This window comes from Flavobacterium soyae (assembly GCF_021245985.1).
In the GTDB taxonomy this organism is placed as follows: domain Bacteria; phylum Bacteroidota; class Bacteroidia; order Flavobacteriales; family Flavobacteriaceae; genus Flavobacterium; species Flavobacterium soyae.
Genome location: NZ_JAJQXA010000008.1, coordinates 202,347 through 221,271, shown reverse-complemented (window position 1 = coordinate 221,271; position 18,925 = coordinate 202,347). Strand labels below are relative to the sequence as shown.

Below are 18,925 nucleotides of genomic sequence, written 5' to 3'. Positions count from 1 at the left end.
AAAATTGACTTTTTTATGCAAATTGATCTTTCTACACTCGACCCGAAGCAAAATATTATAATAAAAGGCGCACAGGTACATAATTTAAAAAATGTAGATGTTGCCATTCCGAGAAACAAACTTGTAGTAATTACAGGGCTTTCGGGATCAGGGAAATCAAGTTTAGCTTTTGATACTTTATATGCCGAAGGGCAGCGCCGATATGTTGAAAGTTTATCATCATACGCGCGTCAGTTTTTAGGGCGTTTAGACAAACCGAAAGTAGAATACATAAAAGGAATTGCGCCTGCAATTGCAATTGAGCAGAAAGTAAATACAACAAATGCTCGTTCGACTGTAGGAACTTCTACCGAAATCTACGATTATATTAAACTTTTATTTGCCAGAATTGGAAGAACATATTCGCCAGTTTCTGGTCAGGAAGTCAAAAAAAATACCGTTACAGATGTCGTTTCTGATGTAAAAACACTTGAAATCGACAGTCGATGGCTTTTGCTCGCTCCTATTCATTTAGAAGAAGGCCGTCAGCTTGAAGATAAACTTAAAATACTTTTGCAGCAAGGTTTTGCCCGTATTTTAGTCGATAACGAAATGGTTCGTTTAGATGAATTTACCCCAACAGAACTACATAAACTGGATAATAAAGATATTTTATTAATCATTGACCGTATTGTAGTTAAGGAAGAAGAAGAGTTTTACAATCGCCTTTCTGATGCCGTACAGACTGCCTTTTTTGAAGGAAAAGGAATTTGTTACCTTCAGGAAGCAGGTTCAGAAAAAAGATTTTCTTATTCTAACAATTTCGAATTAGACGGAATTACATTCTTGGAACCAAACGTACATTTATTTAGTTTTAATAATCCATACGGAGCTTGTCCGGTTTGCGAAGGCTACGGAAATATTATTGGAATTGATGCTGATTTGGTCGTACCAAATACTTCTTTATCGATTTTTGAAAGTGCGATTTATCCTTGGCGCGGCGAAAGTATGAGCTGGTATAAAGATGAATTAGTAAAACATGCTTATAAATTCGATTTCCCAATTCACAAACCTTATTTTGAACTTTCAGAAGATCAAAAAGACTTAATCTGGAAAGGAAATCAATATTTTCAGGGTTTGAACGATTTCTTTAAAGAACTTGAAGAAAAAAATTATAAAATACAAAATCGTGTCATGCTTTCGCGTTACCGCGGTAAAACGAAATGCCACGCCTGCCGTGGAAAACGTTTACGCGAAGAAGCTTCATATGTAAAAGTCAATGGAAAAACGGTTTCAGATTTAGTCGATCTTCCGATTAGACATTTGGTTACTTTCTTTAAAAATATCGAATTGAATGTTTACGAACAGCAAATTGCCAAACGTTTGATGGTTGAGATTAATAATCGTTTGTCCTTTTTGACAGAAGTTGGTTTAGATTATCTAACATTAAACCGAAATTCAGCTACACTTTCCGGAGGAGAATCGCAGCGTATTAATCTTGCCACTTCATTAGGAAGCAGTTTGGTTGGTTCGATGTATATTCTGGATGAGCCAAGTATTGGGCTGCACCCAAAAGATTCTGAGCGATTAATTAAGGTTTTACTTTCTCTCCGCGATTTAGGAAATACCGTTATTGTAGTTGAACACGACGAAGATATCATGAAAGCTGCCGATATGATTATCGATATTGGACCCGAAGCCGGAACTTTTGGAGGAAATTTGGTTGCCCAGGGAACTTATAAGGAGATTTTAAAATCAGATTCTCTTACTTCAAAATACCTGAACGGTGATTTAGAAATTTCTGTTCCAAAGAAAAGACGAAAATTTAAAAACCATATTGATATTATTGGTGCCAGAGAAAATAACCTTAAAAATATTAATGTTACTTTTCCTCTTGATGTTTTAACCGTTGTGACAGGAGTTTCAGGAAGTGGGAAAAGTACACTGATTAAGAAAATTTTATTTCCTGCCATGCAGAAAAAACTGGAAAATGCTGCTGAAAAAGCGGGGCAGTTCAGTGAAATATCAGGTTCTTTTTCTCAGATCAAACATATTGAATATGTTGACCAAAATCCAATTGGAAGAAGTTCGAGATCAAATCCTGTAACATACATTAAAGCTTATGATGACATTCGTGATTTGTATGCGAAAGAAAAGTTATCGAAAATAAGAGGATATCAGGCTAAACATTTTTCTTTTAATGTTGATGGAGGCCGCTGCGAAACTTGTAAAGGAGAAGGCTCAATAAATGTTGAAATGGTTTTTATGGCCGATGTTTCGCTGCCTTGTGAAACCTGCGGCGGAAAACGATTTAAAAAAGAGATTCTCGAAGTTACTTTTGATAATCAAAACATCAACGATGTTCTAACCATGACAATTGATGATGCAATTGCTTTTTTCGAAAAAAATAAGCAGACTAAAATCACTCAAAAACTACAGCCACTGCAAGATGTTGGCTTAGGATATGTTCAATTAGGACAATCGTCCTCTACTCTTTCCGGTGGTGAAGCCCAGCGTATTAAATTGGCCTCATTTTTAGTAAAAGGAGCAACAAAAGATAAAGCTTTGTTTGTTTTTGATGAACCTACAACAGGATTGCATTTTCATGATATTAAAAAATTATTGACCTCATTTGATGCCTTAATCGAAAAAGGACATTCGATAATTGTAATTGAGCACAACTTAGATTTAATAAAATGTGCAGACTGGATTTTAGATCTAGGCCCTGAAGGCGGTGAAAATGGGGGACATTTATTAGCCACAGGAACACCCGAAGATGTTGTTAAAATCAAGGAATCTGTTACAGGAATTTATTTAAAAGATAAATTATAAACTATAACAGCATTACTATAAAAAAAGTTAGCCATAAATTACATTCATGTAAGATGATTGTAATTTATGGCTAAACTATTTTAAACTGAAAATATTTATGCTACTAAACATTTTTCTTCAAAAGGAAAACCATCTTCGTCAATGGCGACTAATACCTTTTTTTGTTTGGAAGCCTCTAATGTTAGATACAGCCATGCAAATGACCATAATCCGAGGGTTAAACAAAAAATCATGAAATTTAAACTGTGGTTAACTACTTTTCCTCCTTTAGAAAGAACTGCAAAAAGTAATTCATCATTTCTCTCTTCTAATGTAAATCCATTATGAACTTTGTTCGATATCATATTGGAAAACACCTGTACACTTTGTTCTTGACTTAGCTTATTGCTTTTCATAATCATTTGTTTGGGTTTGTCTACATGTGATACTTAAATTTAACAATTTGGGATAGCTATTTAATTTAAAAAAAACATTAAGACACCGCTTTTATTGCCTTTATGCAAATATTATTCATACTATCAATGAAAGAGATGTAATAAAAATCTACATAAAATTAATTGTAATAAATTGAATTACAAAATAAATCGAGCGAATTTTTTAAGATTTCCTTCACATTTTCAATATGTTATATAAAAACACAGCTTTTATTTTGGATAATGAAAAAAATGCACATTTAAATAATCAAGTTAGAAATTCAGTAATATTAAATCTCGTGATATTACTAGCAAAAATTCTTAAATTTTGACTCCGATCTTTCTTAGCATATTATCAATAACTTTATTAATATCCGGGGAGATATTAAATTTATAGTTTAGATAAACATATAGAATTGTTACCAAAATTGATTTTAAGGCAATGCTGATAAGCTGGAAAAATGGAAATTCCCAAAAATAGAAAACAAGAAACAATACAAATGTAAGCAGTATTGAGGAAAGCGTTTCTTTTGTAAAAGGATATAAATGAAGTTTCTTTACAACGAAAAGCAGCTTCGCTAAACTGTATAATGTAATGGATAATAAAGTTGCAAAAGCTGATCCGAAAATTCCCAAAATTGGAATGAAAATCATATTTAAAATTATCGTCAGAACAACCAGCATTAATCCTAAATACAATACCATTCGGTAATATTTAGTATTGAAAATAATCGCATTGTTGTTTCCTAAAATTAAATCAAAATATTTAGACAAACCAATCATAAATACAACTTCAATACCGCCGCTGTATTCTTTTGGTACCAATTCGTACAATTGATTAATATTTACAAATATGCAGAGCATAACAAAACCGCCAACCATTTGTAAATTTATTGAGGTCTTTTTATAAAGTAAATTCAACTCATCATGCTTGTTTTCGTGCATTAATTTTGCCGTAATTGGATACACGATTTGATGCATCGCACGACTTGGAACTGAAATCACCAAAGCGATATAAGTTGCAACCGAATAATACGCGATATTTTCGATTTTCATATATTGGTTCAGCATCAGTTTGTCGCCATCTAAAAGCAAATTAGCAACACTTCCCGAAAGAATAATATAAAAAGTATATTCCATTACACTTTTCACATTTTCAGGAATGGTAATCTGGAAGTTTGGTTTTTTAATATAAAATGCATAAAACATCGTTACAATAAATGCCAAAAAATAAATCGCCGCAGTTACATAAACAAATTGTACCAATGAAATCCGGCCAAAATAAAGACCAATTAAAGCAGCGGTAGAAAGTAATCTTAAACCCACTTCTTTAATGAAATTCCCAAAAACCGAATGCATGTGAACTCTCGCCCAGGCATAAAAGATTTCAAAATATGCCATACAAATTCCGATAAAAGGAATTAAAAGCATAAACTCTTTTACTACAGGATTTTCTTTAGAGACAAAATCTGTAATATCATCATAAAAGAAAATACCAATAAGCCCTAACGGAATACACATTAAAATAGGAAACAAGGCCGTAAATGACAAGAACTGTTCCCGTTCTTCTTCTGTTTTGTACTGAGAGTAAAACTTAACCAGTGTATTTTGCATTCCAATAGCAAACAAAGGCATAATAACATTTGCCGCAGATGTAATATAATTTGTTAATGCATAATAAGTTGCCCCTAAAAAAACAGGATATAAATAAAGCGTATTAATGGCTCCAATTGCAAAGCCTATATATGTTATTATAGTGTTTTTAAAAGACTGGTTTAAGACAATACCCATTTTTTGATTGCAGAGTTTAGATTGTAGAGTTTAGATTTTTGATTTTCTGCTCTCCTTTTGTTTTTGAAATTGTTATTTTAATTGATCAATTGTACTAATTGCTTAGTAAGGTTTTTTCGTGAATATTGCTGTAAACCAACACCATTAGCTTGTAATTTTCCTTCCAAAAATTGATTATAAAAGTCCAAAATTACACTTTTTAACTTCGCTTTTTCTGAATAATCAAAAAATACACCTGTATTGGTTTCTTTTATAATATCGGCAAAATCAGACCCTTGCGGTCCAATGGCAATAATTGGACGATTAGAGACCATATATTCAAACAATTTCCCCGGAATAATACTTTTTGTATCTTCAGAATTTATTTCGATTAAAAGTAAAACCTGAGATTTTTTTTGGTGAGCAATAGCTTCATTATGCGAAACATATCCTAACAGGTTTAAATAATCGTTTAGTTTAAATTCCTCAATAGAATCTAAAACTTCCTGACTTACGGCACCGATTAATTTAATTTCTAAATGCGTTTTAAAATCTGGAATTTCCTGAAGTAATTCAACCAGACATTCCCATAAAAATTTTGGGTTTCTGTCTGATAAAAATGATCCAATATGAGCAAGCGTAAACTTAGTATCTAGCGTTTGTTTCTCAACATTCTCAATATCGTAACCATTTGTAATTACTGAAATTGGTTTATTCGTAATTGCCTGAAATTCGGCTTTTGTAGTTTTACTAGTTACAATTATGGTATCAGCAGAGTTGAGAACTTTATGTTCTAAACTTTTATGTTTTTTAGCAGCATAACTGGATAAACGTAACGCTTTATGATAACCAATCGTTGTCCACGGATCACGAAAATCTGCAAACCATTTTACATTTAGTTTTTCTTTTAATTCTAAACCAATTAAATGCAAACTGTGCGGCGGTCCCGACGTTACAATTGTATCAATATTATTTTCTTTTATGTATTTTTCAAGATAGGAAACAGAAGGTTTTACCCAAAAAACCCTCGCATCTGGAATAAATAAATTGCCGCGTACCCAAAGAAAAGCTTTGTCTAAAAAGGTCTGCTTTTTTTTATGCGGAAAAATTCCCGAACTGATTTTCTTGGTTTTATTTTTTGAAAAAACAGAAGCTAACTGGTAAGGCTCCCAAATTTTATTTTTAAGAACAATTACTTTATCTGATATTTCACTTACCAAACCTTCGTCAATAATTGGGTAAGTTGGATTTTCTGGAACATAAACAATGGGCTGAACACCAAAGTCTGGCAGATATTTTACAAATTTCAGCCAGCGCTGTACTCCCGGTCCACCAGCTGGAGGAAAGTAATAGGTTATAATTAAGAGCTTTTTTTGTTCCAAGGAAAATCGGTTTATTATTTTAAAGTGCAAATTTAGAGCTTATTACCGACTTTGCGAAACTCGGTGAGATCTTTGTGAATCTTTGCGAAATAACATTTCACAAAGCCACACAAAATATCGCAAAGATTCACAAAGCAAGACTGAGACTAATTACTGAGACTGCTTACTAAATTTCTTTCTTTCGAAATAAATACCTCCAATTAAAAGCACAAACATTCCAATTGAACTTATAAGGTTAATTGTACCACCTGTTTTAATAACCTGTGGTTCGAACTTAAATTCGATAGTATGTTTTCCACCAGGAATTTCCATTGCTCTTAAAACATAATCAACTGGGAAATGATCTGTCAATTTTCCGTCGATATAAGCATTCCAGCCATTTTTATAATAGATTTCAGAGAAAACAGCTAAACCATCTTTTCCATTATCCGATTGGTATTTGATATAGTTTGGCTTGTATTGAACTACTTTTATTGTTCCAGTTGTATCCCATTGTTTCTTCATTCTGGCATTTTGAAATTTACTTTCATGCTCATGAACGTTAAAAACCGCCACTTTCTTAGTATCAATATGATCTAAAGCTTTCATGACATCATCTGGTTTATTTACAAGTTTAACTGCACTTACAAACCAGGCATTTCCATTCGCATCAGGATTTAAGGTCGGAATTTGATTTCCATCTTTATCAATTTGAATTACATACTTAACGTTTAACATATTAAGTACTTCCAGATTATTTTTAGCGATTTGGTAATCGTACAATTGCTGCATTCTTCTTGGTCGTACTGCACTATAACCTCCGATCGTTTTATGAAAATACGAAGATCTTCCCTGCAATTGTCCTTGTAAATCAAATACACGATAAATTGAAGTATCTTTTAAAATCTGAGTATCGGCTGGTGTTTCCTGAAATGGAGCTGCGATCTGAACAGGGCTTACAAAATCTTTTGCCGAAACGTATTTTTTATCTACAAAAAACAAGTCAAAAATCATTAAAACTGCAACAATAATTAATGCTGTACTTTGAGAAAATTTATTCTTAATAAATAACCAAAGAACTCCAAAAGTTACAACTATAAAAAATCCTGAACGAAGTAAATCTGCAGAATATAAAGACATTCTGTCTTCTTTTAATACATCTATAAATTCCGCACCATAACTTTCTAGGTAATATTTATCACTCATTCCTGTAAAATGAAAGAAGCCTTTTGCAAATACCAAAATCAATAAAACTCCAAGTCCGAAAACAGTAGTTTGAATTAAAGCTTTTTGCTGTAATTTAGGTTCATCTTTCGCTTTAAAAAATGATTGTAATCCCATAACTGCAAGTACTGGGAAACATAATTCTAAAATAACTTGAATAGACGATACTGCTCGAAACTTATCGTACATTGGAACATATTCAATAAAGAAATCAGTCAGAAGCGAAAAGTTTTTACCCCAAGAAAGCACTAATGTAAATAATGCACCTGAAAGGAAAACATATTTAATTTTTCTATCATCTATAAAAAGTGCCAAAACAGCTAAAAAGAAAACTACAACTCCAACATAAGCAGGAGCTGAAACTATAGGTTGATCTCCCCAATAAGTTGGCATACCTGACACAAAATCTAAAGCTTGACTTTCAGGAACACCTTTCTCAATCATAAAAGAGTACATACGACTGTCTGTACCAACATTTTCATGACTTGAACCTCCAAAAATCCTTGGAGCAATTAAATTCAAACTTTCAGCAATTCCATAACTATATTCAGTAATATAATCAGTTGTCATTGAAGCCGTTGTTTCATTTTTAGAACCGTCAGGATTAAAAGTCAACTCACTTTTATCACGAATACTATATTTTGCATATTCGCTTGTTGCTAATAAATTTCCTGCATTAGCTCCAATTGCAAAAATTCCGGCTGCAGCCAAAGTTCCAATGGCAATTAAAAGCGGTTTGTATTCTTTATCTTTTATAAAAGTAAAGGCAAAATAACCTGAAAGTATCAATAAGAAAATCAATAAATAATAGGTCATTTGAAAGTGGTTCGCATTAACCTCTAACGCCACCGCAAACATGGTGAGTAATCCTCCCCAAATATATTTTTTTTGAAAAACGAGTATAAATCCAGCGATAACTAACGGCATATAAGCAATTGCATGTGCTTTTGCATTATGTCCAACGCCAAGAATGATAATTAAATAAGTAGAAAAACCAAACGCAATAGCGCCGATAAAAGCTTTTAAAGGATCTGTTTTTAAAACCAATAACAAACCATAAAACCCTAAGAAGTATAGAAATAAATAATCAGCCGGACGTGGTAAAAAACGTAAAACATCATCTATTTTACCCACAAAATCGTTTGGATAATTTGCTCCTAACTGATAAGTCGGCATTCCGCCAAAAGCAGAATTTGTCCAGTAAGGCTCTGCATGTTCTGCTGCTCTAAAGTCATTTTGCTCTTTGGCCATTCCGGTATATTGAGCAATATCTGACTGGAAAATTTGTTTTCCCTGCAGAACAGGATAAAAGTAAATTAAGGAAACGAGAATAAAGCCCAAGATTACAAGGGCGTGCGGATAGAATTTATTTACTATTTTCAATTTTGGCTGGTTTGGTTAAATGATGAATCCTAATACTACAAGGATACAAACTTAATCTATTTCTTCGTAATCAACATAATCGCCCACCTTTTTGGTTTCGCGAGGCTTTTTAGCATTAGCAGTATTAATGATTATTTCGTCATTATTGTTATTACGAGTTTGCTGCCAGGAATTATCCTGACTGTATTGTTGTTGTCTTTGAAAATTTTCTCCTGCTTTCTCAACCGCTTTTTTAACCAATACCGGCAAAAAGATTCGGGCTAAAAATTTAAAAATATAATAAAACGCAATAATCCACATTATCGTTTTAAACAAATTTGTAAAAGATGCTTCTTGCATGATCGTATAATTTTTTTCCAAAATTAGTAAATCCGTTGTTTAAAATTAAAATATCAATCTTAAATAAATAATAAAATATAGTACATTTGAAATGCGTTATAGCTTTTAATCAAAAAATACATTTATGTTGAAAATTAAAAACTTACTCTTTGCATTCCTTTTTTTAATACCACAATTTTTCTTCGCACAATATACAGATGTGATTAATTCGAACCGTCCGGGCGAAACAATGTCGGCCTATGCGGTTGGAAAATCTGTTATTCAGGGCGAAATTGGTGTTTATGGCATTAAAGAAAAACACGACTTATTAGATTATGACGCTAGCGGCTTTGGTACAGATTTAACCGTTAGATATGGTGCTTTTTTTGAACAGCTTGAATTTATTTTAGATGTTCAGTATCAAATGGAAAACTTTGATACTCCGTATACCAGCTATAAAAAAAATAATTTCAGACAAACCGTTTTAGGGGCTAAATACCTGATTTATGATCCTTATAAAAACTACAAGAAAGAAGCTAATATTTATAGTTACAAAGCGAATCACAGTTTTCAATGGCGTGAATTGATTCCGGCCGTTTCTATTTTTGCGGGAGCGAATTTTATTGGGGTTGATAATCCTTATTATTTTTCTCCAGATGGCGAAATTTCTCCAAAAATTGCTTTAGTGACTCAAAACTTATTTGGAGGCGGAAGATGGGTTTTTGTAACCAATATTATTGCAGATTATATTGGTACAGATTATCCAAGTTACGGTTACGTTTTAACTTTAACTCACGGATTTAATGACAAATGGTCTGGATTTATTGAAAATCAAGGATACAAAAGTGATTTTTACAGCGATGCCATTGTTCGCGGTGGTGCTGCCTATCTTTTGTCCCCAAATATGCAGGTTGATGCCTCTATAAGTACTAATTTCAAAAATACACCTTCGGTTTTATATGGCGGAGTTGGTTTCTCATGGAGATATGACGAATGGTACAAGGAAAAACAAATCGCTAATAAAAACAGAGACAAAGCGAAGAAAAACCCTGAGAATAAAGAAACTATAGATTATCAGGAAAAAGAAAGAAAACGTAAAGCTAAATACGAATAAATTTAATAATCAAACCTTTAAACAAGGAGCTAATACCACCTTAATGATTACAATCAAAGAAGCCAAAACTAAAAAAGAACTAACCGAATATATAAAATTTCCGTTCTCACTTTATAAAGACAATCCGTATTGGGTTCCTCCTATTATTGCTGATGAATTAGAATCTTTTGATAAAACTAAAAATCCTGCTTTTGATAATGCAGAAGCCTATTTTTATCTGGCTTACAAAGGCAGCGAAATTGTTGGGAGAATTACAGCTATTATAAATTGGGCAGAAGTAAATAATCAGCATAAAAGAAAGGTTCGTTTTGGATGGTTTGATGTTATTGATGATATCGAGGTAACAAAAGCCCTTCTTGAAAAAGTTTATGAATTAGGAAGAAAACATAACTTAGAACATGCCGAAGGCCCAATGGGTTTTTCTAACTTAGATAAAGTTGGGGTTCTTACAGAAGGTTACGACCAAATGGGAACTATGATTACCTGGTACAATAATCCTTATTATGTTACTCATTTTGAACAATTAGGTTTTCAAATTGAGAAAGAATATATAGAAAGTATTTTCCCTTTTTCGAATGTAAAACCTGATTTTTTCCTAAAAGCACAGGAATTAATTAAAAAACGTTACGGACTTAGGGCATTAACTTTCAACAAAACAAAAGACATAATGCCGCACGTTGACAAAATGTTTGATTTGTTTAACGAATCTTACTCGAAATTAGCTTCTTTTGTGGCGATTTCAGATGTTCAAAAAGAATATTTTAAAAAGAAATACATCAGCTTCATCAATCCGGAATATATAAAATTTGTGGTTGATAAAGACGATAATTTAGTTGCTTTTAGTATTGTAATGCCAAGTTTTAGTGAGGCGCTGCAAAAAGCAAAAGGAAAACTTTTTCCGTTTGGTTTTATTCATCTTTTGAAGGCAAGAAAGAAAAGCAAAGATGTTGTTTTTTACCTTATTGGAGTTCATCCTGATTACCAAAACAAAGGTGTTACGGCGATTATTTTTGATGAATATTTTAAAACTTTTTCTGAGAAAGGAATTCAAAATTGTATCAGAACTCCTGAACTAGCCGAAAACACAGCAATTCATTTACTTTGGAAAAACTTTGACCCGAAAATTCACTGTCAGAGAAAGACTTATTTAAAGTATTTATAAGTTTTCAGTCGCTGTTCTCAGTCGCTGTCTCAGTAATTCAGTAATAAACATAAAAAAATCCATTCGCCCCCAAAACGAATGGATTTTTCACATTAACAGCAATTCATTATTCTACTTTGCAGTCAACTTTGGTCAGTTTGTTTTTCTGATCAAATTTCAGCTTTGTTTTATCTTTAAATGATACTTTGTCATTAGTTTGTACAACATCTCCGTACCCTTCAATAAGAGTTCCGTCTTTTTGTAAAAAAACAACTTCTCGTACTGATGAAGCTCCTTCAGAATTAAAAGTATAATCCGCAACTAATGTATCGCCTTTCATATTTCCAATCAGTGTTCCTTCATTTTTATCTTTTTCTGCCAGGTTATAACTTAATTTTCCATTTACTTCCTGATGAGAATTTACATTAAAACTTATTTCAATTATACTTCCATTTGCTTTCCAAATATAGCATTGATCTCCTGCCGGTTCTACAATTTCTACCTCTTTTTGAGGGCTTGGTGTAATTTGTACCGGCTCTGCAGCGGCAGTTTCTTTTTTACAGGAAATAAGAGCTGTTAAAATAAGAGTCGATATTGCTGCTGCTTTTTTCATAATGCTGTATTTATTTTCGTGTTTATATAAAGTTAATTCAAATAAAAAAAAATCCATTCGTATAACAAATGGATTTTTTTACATAATTCCCACTTAAGGAAATCTATTTTTTAAATTAATTACGAAACATCTACAGTTGTACGTTCTGCAATTTCTTTATAAGTTCCGCTGACTAATTTCTCACGAATAGCTTCAAAAGCTGTTAATGTTTCTTCGATATCTGCTAAAGTATGAGAAGCTGTTGGAATCATTCTTAACAAAATAATTCCTTTTGGTATAACCGGATAAACAACAATAGAAAGGAAAATACCATAGTTTTCTCTTAAATCGTTTACCATTATCATAGCTTCAGGAATACTTCCTTCTAAATAAACCGGAGTAATACAAGTATTGGTATCTCCAATATTAAATCCTTTTTCTTTAAGACCGCTTTGCAATGCATTTACATTCTCCCAAAGTTTATCCTTAATTTCAGACGAATTACGTAATAACTCTAAACGTTTTAATGAACCAATTGTCTGGATCATTGGTAATGCTTTTGCAAACATCTGCGAACGTAAATTGTATTTTAAGTAATCAATAACTGTTTTATCTGCAGCTACAAAAGCTCCAATATTTGCCATTGATTTTGCAAAAGTAGAGAAGTAAACATCAATATCGTCCTGAACTCCCTGCTCCTCACCTGCTCCGGCACCTGTTTTGCCAAGTGTACCAAAACCGTGTGCATCATCAACCAATAAACGGAAATTGTATTTTTGTTTTAATGCAACAATTTCTTTTAATTTTCCCTGCTGTCCACGCATTCCAAAAACACCTTCGGTAATAAATAAAATACCTCCGCCTGTTTCTTCGGCCATTTTAGTAGCACGCTGCAGGTTTTTCTCCATACTTTCAAGATCATTATGCTTGTAAGTAAAACGTTTACCCATGTGTAAACGAACACCATCAATAATACAAGCATGAGAATCTACATCATAAACAATGATATCGTTTTTTGTAACCAAGGCATCAATAATAGATACCATTCCCTGATAACCAAAATTCAACAAATAAGCTGATTCTTTCATAACAAAAGCAGCTAATTCATTTTCTAATTGTTCATGATAAGTTGTGTGTCCAGACATCATACGGGCTCCCATAGGATAAGCAGCACCATATTGAATTGCTGCATCTGTATCTGCTTTACGAACTTCTGGATGATTGGCTAAACCTAAATAATCATTTAAACTCCAGTTTAAAATATTTTTTCCATGAAATGTCATTCTCGGACCCAACTCTCCTTCTAACTTTGGGAAAACATAATAACCTTCTGCCTGAGAAGCCCATTTTCCTAAAGGTCCTTTATTGTCCTGAATTCTTTCGAATAAATCTTTTACCATAAATATATTTTGAAGTAATAATTTTATTTATACAGGTCGCAAAAATAATGATTATTATTCTAAAATAGAGTTGGGCTTTTGTTTTTATTAAAAAAATATCAAAATATTAATTTACAAAAAATTTACATCGGATTAAAGAATTGAATTTAAAATAGTTAAGCACAACAAAACTATATACATTAATTTAATATAAGGGTATTATTTGTAAGTATTACATGATTTTTATCATAATAAAAGATAAAATAGTCTTTTATTTTTACTCCTGATTTAAAACTAAATAAAACCAAACCTTATGAAAAAGAAAAATAACATTTCGATTAAAATGAACATGTTGTTATGCTTACTTTTTACTATTTTTTTAGGAAGCTGTAAAAAAGAAGAGTCAGTAAATTATGCTGATATAATGACTAAAGGAGAAATGAATGCTGAACTTACTGTTCCGCCAATGGTTCCAAAACCAGTTGGAAACAGAACAGCCATGAAACTCAAATTAAACATGGAAATCAAAGAACAGGAAGGCACAATGACTGATGGTGTAAAATATACGTATTGGACATTTGGCGGCTCTGTGCCGGGAAGCTTTATTAGAACTCGTGTTGGTGATGAAGTAGAATTTCATTTAAAAAACCATCCTGATAATAAATTACCGCATAATATTGATTTACATGCTGTAACCGGGCCTGGAGGCGGGGCAACTTCATCGCTTGTTGCGCCTGGACACGAAAAAGTTTTCAGTTTTAAGGTTATCAATCCGGGATTGTATGTATACCATTGTGCAACAGCTCCTGTGGGAATGCATATTGCAAACGGTATGTATGGTTTGATTTTAGTTGAACCAGAAGGCGGGCTTCCTCCTGTTGATAAAGAATATTATGTTATGCAGGGCGATTTCTACACACAGGGTGAATATGGAGCAAAAGGCTTACAGCCATTCGACATGAATAAAGCCGTAAAAGAAACCCCGGATTATGTTGTATTTAATGGAAAAGTGGGTTCGTTGACAAACGGAAACGAGTTAACGGCAAAAGTTGGAGAAACAGTCCGTTTATTTGTTGGTAACGGCGGTCCAAACTTAGTATCATCTTTTCATGTTATTGGAGAAATATTTGACCATGTTCATGTAGAAGGGGGAAATGTAATTAACAAAAATGTGCAGACCACTTTAATTCCGGCCGGCGGCGCAGCAATTGTCGATTTTAAAGTAGAAACTCCGGGAACTTTTATTCTGGTTGATCATTCTATTTTTAGGGCATTTAATAAAGGAGCGCTGGGAATGCTGAAAGTGGAAGGAAAAGAAAATAAAAACATTTATTCAGGAACTATTCAGGAAGGAATTTATCTGCCTGAAGGCGGAACGATTCAAAAAATGCCTGAAAGTACAGCTGTAAAAACTGCAACACCTAAACGAACTGCCGAAGAGAGAATAAAAATTGGAAAAGAAATTTTTGGTACTACTTGTTTTGCTTGTCACCAAGCCGAAGGGCAGGGAATTCCAAATACCTTTCCTCCTCTTGCAAAATCAGATTATTTAAATGCAGACTCAAAACGTGCTATTAAAACAATTTTACACGGTTTAACCGGAGAAGTAAGCGTGAACGGAAAAAAATATAACAACGTAATGCCTGCACAAAATTTATCTGACGATGAAATAGCAAATGTGCTTACTTATATCTACAACAGCTGGGGCAATAACAAAACAGAAGTTACTCCGGAAATGGTAAAAGCACTGCGATAACAATCAAAAATAAAGCATGAAAAAACACATTTTCATTCTTACCTTTTTCCTGATGCTTACAGGCATAACAATAGCTCAGGAAATTGGAATGGCTCTGATAAAAGAGGGACGTTTTGTTCCTCTTTACGGAGCCTCATCTAAAAAACCTGTATCTGTAAAATCTTTTTATTTAGACATTTATCCTATTACGAATGCTGATTTTTTGAGTTTTGTTAAAAAAAATCCCGCTTATAGTAAATCGAAAATTAAGGGAATTTTTGCTGATAAAACGTATTTGTCTTACTGGGAAAATGATTTTGATTTTGGCAGTTCAAAACCAAATTCGCCCATAACGGCTGTTTCCTGGTTTGCTGCAAAAAAATACTGTGAATGTCAAGGAAAACGTTTACCAACAATGGATGAATGGGAATATGCAGCGATGGCCGATGAAAAAACAATTGATGCCAGAACCAAAAAGGAATTCAATAATTACATTTTATCCTGGTACGAAAAGTCAAAAACGTATGAAAATGAAGTGGGAAAAACGTTTAAAAATTATTGGGGAGTTTACGATATGCATGGTTTGGTTTGGGAATGGACATCAGATTTTAACAGCATTTTTTTATCGGGAGAATCTAGAAAAGACAAAAGCAGTGACAAGAATTTATTCTGCGGAAGCGCTTCTGTAAACGCATCCGATTTAATGGATTATGCTGCATTTATGCGTTATGCCTTTAGAGGAAGCCTTAAAGCACAATACTCAACCCGAAATCTTGGTTTTAGATGCGCCAGTTCTACAAAACCAAAAATTAATCTTTAAATTAATTGCAATGAAAAAAATAATAATTGCGGTTTTTATTCTGCTGTTTTCGTTACAAAGCTGTAAAGAAAATAAAAAGGATACTGCAGTAACAAAAAAGGAAGTAAGTGATTTATCCATCTATAATCTTCCTTCTAAATGGACGACTCAAAACGGAAACGATATTGAACTAAAAAGCCTTAGAGGAAATGTACTGGTTATGGTAATGATTTACACAAACTGTAAAGCCGCCTGCCCCAGATTAGTAGCAGATATGCGCGATATTGAAGCAAAACTCAATAAAAATACCAAAAAGAATGTAAAACTTATTTTAGTAAGTATTGACCCAAAAACTGATACGCCTGAAAAATTAAAAGTTTTTGCAATTTCAAATAAAATGAATCAGGATCCGTGGCTTTTTCTTCGATCTTCTGAAGAAAATACTCGTGAATTTGCAGCTGTTTTAGCTGTGAATTACAAACAAATATCTCCCGTAGATTTTTCGCATTCTAATATTATAAGCGTTTTTAATCCCGAAGGAGAATTAGTTTTTCAGCAAGAAGGTTTAGGTGTAAACAATGAAAAAACGATAGAAACCATAAATAATGAAGCAGAAAAAATTTAAAATTTTGAATAGGTTGAATTAGTAAAAAACAAGAGAAGATTTTTAGGAATGAATCGACTCTTGTTTTTTGTTTAAAATAGCGGCTGTAATCAATAGTAATCCTAAAACCAGCAATAAACTAAAAACAAAAATACTTTGATAATAGCCTAAAATTATTCCATTATTAAAAAAGAAAAATCCTCCCTGTAAAAACAATAAAACTTCGGTTGCGATATATCCGAAAATAAAACATCTCACTCCTATTTTTAAAGACAAAGAATCACTGGAAAGCATTTTATTTTGAAGCAATATTCCAAATAAAAAACCTGTGATAATCCCTAAACTGGTTAAATGAATAAATCCAATCACAAAATTCCTGACTTGGTGTGAAACTTCAGCAATATTTGGGAAAATGGTCAACAATTGAATTCCTATTTTTAAAAATAAAGAGCATAATGCCAAACCGTAAACCATTTTAGCCTCTTTACTCAAATTAGCCATAAAATCGTTTATTTGGGGCTGGAGCATTTTGCAGAAATAAATAAAAGCTGTTAACTGTAATAAAACTCCAAAAATATTTACCCAGTTTAAAACATTGCTCTCTACAAACCAGCTTATTGGGAATGTAACGGTTAATAGTATTGAAATAATCAAAATGATACAGAATTTTTTAAACCTTGCCTTTTCAATTTTATTCTGAAACTGTTTTAAAAACAAAGCCAAAACGGCCAATAAAAACCAGCCATTAAACTGAAAATGCAGAAAAAACTGAATTGCAATTTGATAAAAGGCACTTTGTTTTCCTAATGTGGTTACTGCCGGACCCAAACACCAAACGCCAAAAGTAGAAAAAACCATAAATAAAATCGAAGTGCTTAAAAGTCTTTGTGAAGGCATTTTCTCTTTCGGAAGATCTTTCCAAATTAATCGACAGAAAACGTAACTCAACAAAATATGAATTGTCGAAAATATAATAGAAAACAATGCGTAACCCTGAATAGGAAAAGCAATCATCATTCCTATTACAGAAAGTTCAGTTAACCAAAACAATATATTATAAATAGGTTCCCGGCTTTTTTCTTTCGGAATAAAAAAATGAATTACTAAGACATAAATAATCATATAAACCCAGCCAAGCATGGCAACGTGAGAATGCGCATGAAGTATAAAACTGTAGTTTATAAAATCTAAAGGAAAAAGAAACATAAACCGCATTAATAATCCAAATGCGCAGGCGATCAGAAAATTAAAGAAACAACAGATTATCCAGGTTTTTTGGAGATTCATAACGTATATTTTTTTAAACACATAGAGACATAGGTTTTGCAGACTTAAAAAGGCATTTCATTTGCATAAACAAACATAGCTATGTGTAAAAATCTAGATTTTTTTTAAATTCTCTTTTTATAATTCTTCTAAAACCTATGTTCCTATGTGTTTAATTTTTTAAGCTCAATCTAATAAAAAACACCGATAATACTCCACAACTGGAATTTATCAGTGTCTTTCTCTGGTTAAAATTATAGTTAAGCAAATTCTTCTTCCAGCGCAACCGCTTTTGGAAACAAAATATTATTCTCTAAATGAATATGCTTGTGCAAATCTTCTTCAAACTCTTTTAGCATAGCATAAGTAACTTTATATGTCGTGCAGGCATCAGCAGGAGGTGTATAATTATTAGTCAAATCTGCAATTTCTTTAAAACGGTCGCCTTCATTTTCATGTTCGTGCATCATCATGGCAATTGGGTTTGAAACCGTTCCGAAAGAAGGCTGTGATAAAATTCCGTTCCCCTCTTTAGTTTTTACCATTCTTTTTACAAAAGGAAATAAAACTAGTTCTTCCTTTTTCATGTGCTGTGACAATTCTCCCGCACATCCAATAAACAATTCATTAATTCTAAACAATTCAGGATGGTTAGCCCCGTGAACTTTGCATAATTTATCTAGAAAAGTCAGCAGGACTTGTGTTTTTTCTTCAACATAACGGTGATGCGTTTTTTCTATATAATCTGCCAATAAATCTAAAGGCCATGAATTAAAGTCTATTCCGCTGTTGTTTTCTGACTGCAAAACATCATAAATATTTTGAAGCAGTGCGTCAGAATTAATTTCCTGTTTCTCGCATACTTCAGAAACGGTTCTGTTTCCTTTACAGCAAAAATCTATTTTATATTTTGAAAATACGGCAGCAGTTCTATAATCCTGAGCCACAAATGATCCGATTGTTTTGTTTTTTAAATTTTCCATTTTTCGTAAAAATTAATATTGATATTTATTTT

At 32.6% G+C, this 18,925-nt stretch carries 15 protein-coding genes; 6 read left to right on the top strand and 9 right to left on the bottom strand.

The window, feature by feature from the left end; genetic code table 11:
- Positions 1 to 15 precede the first annotated feature (15 nt).
- Positions 16 to 2,811, top strand: a complete 2,796-nt coding sequence (gene uvrA, locus LUU93_RS12525) for an excinuclease ABC subunit UvrA (RefSeq protein ID WP_232681460.1) — start codon at positions 16 to 18, stop codon at positions 2,809 to 2,811.
- Positions 2,812 to 2,906: 95 nt separating this feature from the next.
- Here uvrA and LUU93_RS12520 read toward each other — a convergent pair whose 3' ends face one another.
- The 5 genes from LUU93_RS12520 to LUU93_RS12500 form a co-directional block, all read right to left on the bottom strand.
- Positions 2,907 to 3,206, bottom strand: coding sequence for a hypothetical protein (locus LUU93_RS12520; protein ID WP_053473773.1), 300 nt, complete (start codon positions 3,204 to 3,206; stop codon positions 2,907 to 2,909).
- 339 nt (positions 3,207 to 3,545) lie between these two features.
- Complete coding sequence (locus tag LUU93_RS12515; RefSeq protein WP_232681459.1) at positions 3,546 to 5,015, bottom strand: oligosaccharide flippase family protein; 1,470 nt, start codon at positions 5,013 to 5,015, stop codon at positions 3,546 to 3,548.
- A 77-nt stretch (positions 5,016 to 5,092) separates the two neighbouring features.
- Positions 5,093 to 6,376, bottom strand: a complete 1,284-nt coding sequence (locus LUU93_RS12510) for a glycosyltransferase family 4 protein (RefSeq protein WP_232681458.1) — start codon at positions 6,374 to 6,376, stop codon at positions 5,093 to 5,095.
- Between the two features lie 150 nt (positions 6,377 to 6,526).
- Positions 6,527 to 8,962: a YfhO family protein gene (locus LUU93_RS12505; protein ID WP_232681456.1), complete on the bottom strand. Its 2,436-nt coding sequence runs from the start codon at positions 8,960 to 8,962 to the stop codon at positions 6,527 to 6,529.
- Between the two features lie 51 nt (positions 8,963 to 9,013).
- Positions 9,014 to 9,301, bottom strand: a complete 288-nt coding sequence (locus LUU93_RS12500) for a DUF4834 family protein (RefSeq protein ID WP_044048302.1) — start codon at positions 9,299 to 9,301, stop codon at positions 9,014 to 9,016.
- A 124-nt stretch (positions 9,302 to 9,425) separates the two neighbouring features.
- On the opposite strand from LUU93_RS12500, the gene LUU93_RS12495 reads away from it, so the two are divergent.
- Entirely contained in the window at positions 9,426 to 10,394 is a 969-nt protein-coding gene (locus tag LUU93_RS12495; protein WP_232681455.1) for a transporter, read from the top strand.
- A gap of 43 nt (positions 10,395 to 10,437) precedes the next feature.
- Entirely contained in the window at positions 10,438 to 11,556 is a 1,119-nt protein-coding gene (locus LUU93_RS12490; RefSeq protein ID WP_232681454.1) for a GTP cyclohydrolase, read from the top strand.
- Between the two features lie 106 nt (positions 11,557 to 11,662).
- Here the strand turns inward: LUU93_RS12490 and LUU93_RS12485 are convergent, their stop codons facing one another.
- Complete coding sequence (locus LUU93_RS12485; protein ID WP_232681453.1) at positions 11,663 to 12,148, bottom strand: hypothetical protein; 486 nt, start codon at positions 12,146 to 12,148, stop codon at positions 11,663 to 11,665.
- Between the two features lie 119 nt (positions 12,149 to 12,267).
- Positions 12,268 to 13,527: a cysteate-C-fatty acyltransferase gene (gene capB / locus LUU93_RS12480; RefSeq protein WP_232681452.1), complete on the bottom strand. Its 1,260-nt coding sequence runs from the start codon at positions 13,525 to 13,527 to the stop codon at positions 12,268 to 12,270.
- 292 nt (positions 13,528 to 13,819) lie between these two features.
- Here capB and nirK point away from each other — a divergent pair, with 292 nt between their 5' ends.
- The 3 genes from nirK to LUU93_RS12465 are packed head-to-tail and all read left to right on the top strand — an operon-like array spanning position 13,820 to position 16,665.
- Positions 13,820 to 15,262, top strand: a complete 1,443-nt coding sequence (gene nirK / locus LUU93_RS12475) for a copper-containing nitrite reductase (protein ID WP_232681451.1) — start codon at positions 13,820 to 13,822, stop codon at positions 15,260 to 15,262.
- Between the two features lie 16 nt (positions 15,263 to 15,278).
- Positions 15,279 to 16,061, top strand: coding sequence for a formylglycine-generating enzyme family protein (locus tag LUU93_RS12470; RefSeq protein WP_438821638.1), 783 nt, complete (start codon positions 15,279 to 15,281; stop codon positions 16,059 to 16,061).
- A 10-nt stretch (positions 16,062 to 16,071) separates the two neighbouring features.
- On the top strand, positions 16,072 to 16,665 hold the full coding sequence (locus tag LUU93_RS12465) for an SCO family protein (RefSeq protein WP_232681450.1): 594 nt from the start codon (positions 16,072 to 16,074) through the stop codon (positions 16,663 to 16,665).
- Positions 16,666 to 16,707: 42 nt separating this feature from the next.
- Here LUU93_RS12465 and LUU93_RS12460 read toward each other — a convergent pair whose 3' ends face one another.
- Both LUU93_RS12460 and ric read right to left on the bottom strand, forming a co-directional pair.
- Positions 16,708 to 17,931, bottom strand: a complete 1,224-nt coding sequence (locus LUU93_RS12460) for a cbb3-type cytochrome c oxidase subunit I (RefSeq protein WP_232681449.1) — start codon at positions 17,929 to 17,931, stop codon at positions 16,708 to 16,710.
- A gap of 239 nt (positions 17,932 to 18,170) precedes the next feature.
- Entirely contained in the window at positions 18,171 to 18,893 is a 723-nt protein-coding gene (ric, locus tag LUU93_RS12455) for an iron-sulfur cluster repair di-iron protein (RefSeq protein ID WP_232681448.1), read from the bottom strand.
- Between the last annotated feature and the right edge of the window lie 32 nt (positions 18,894 to 18,925).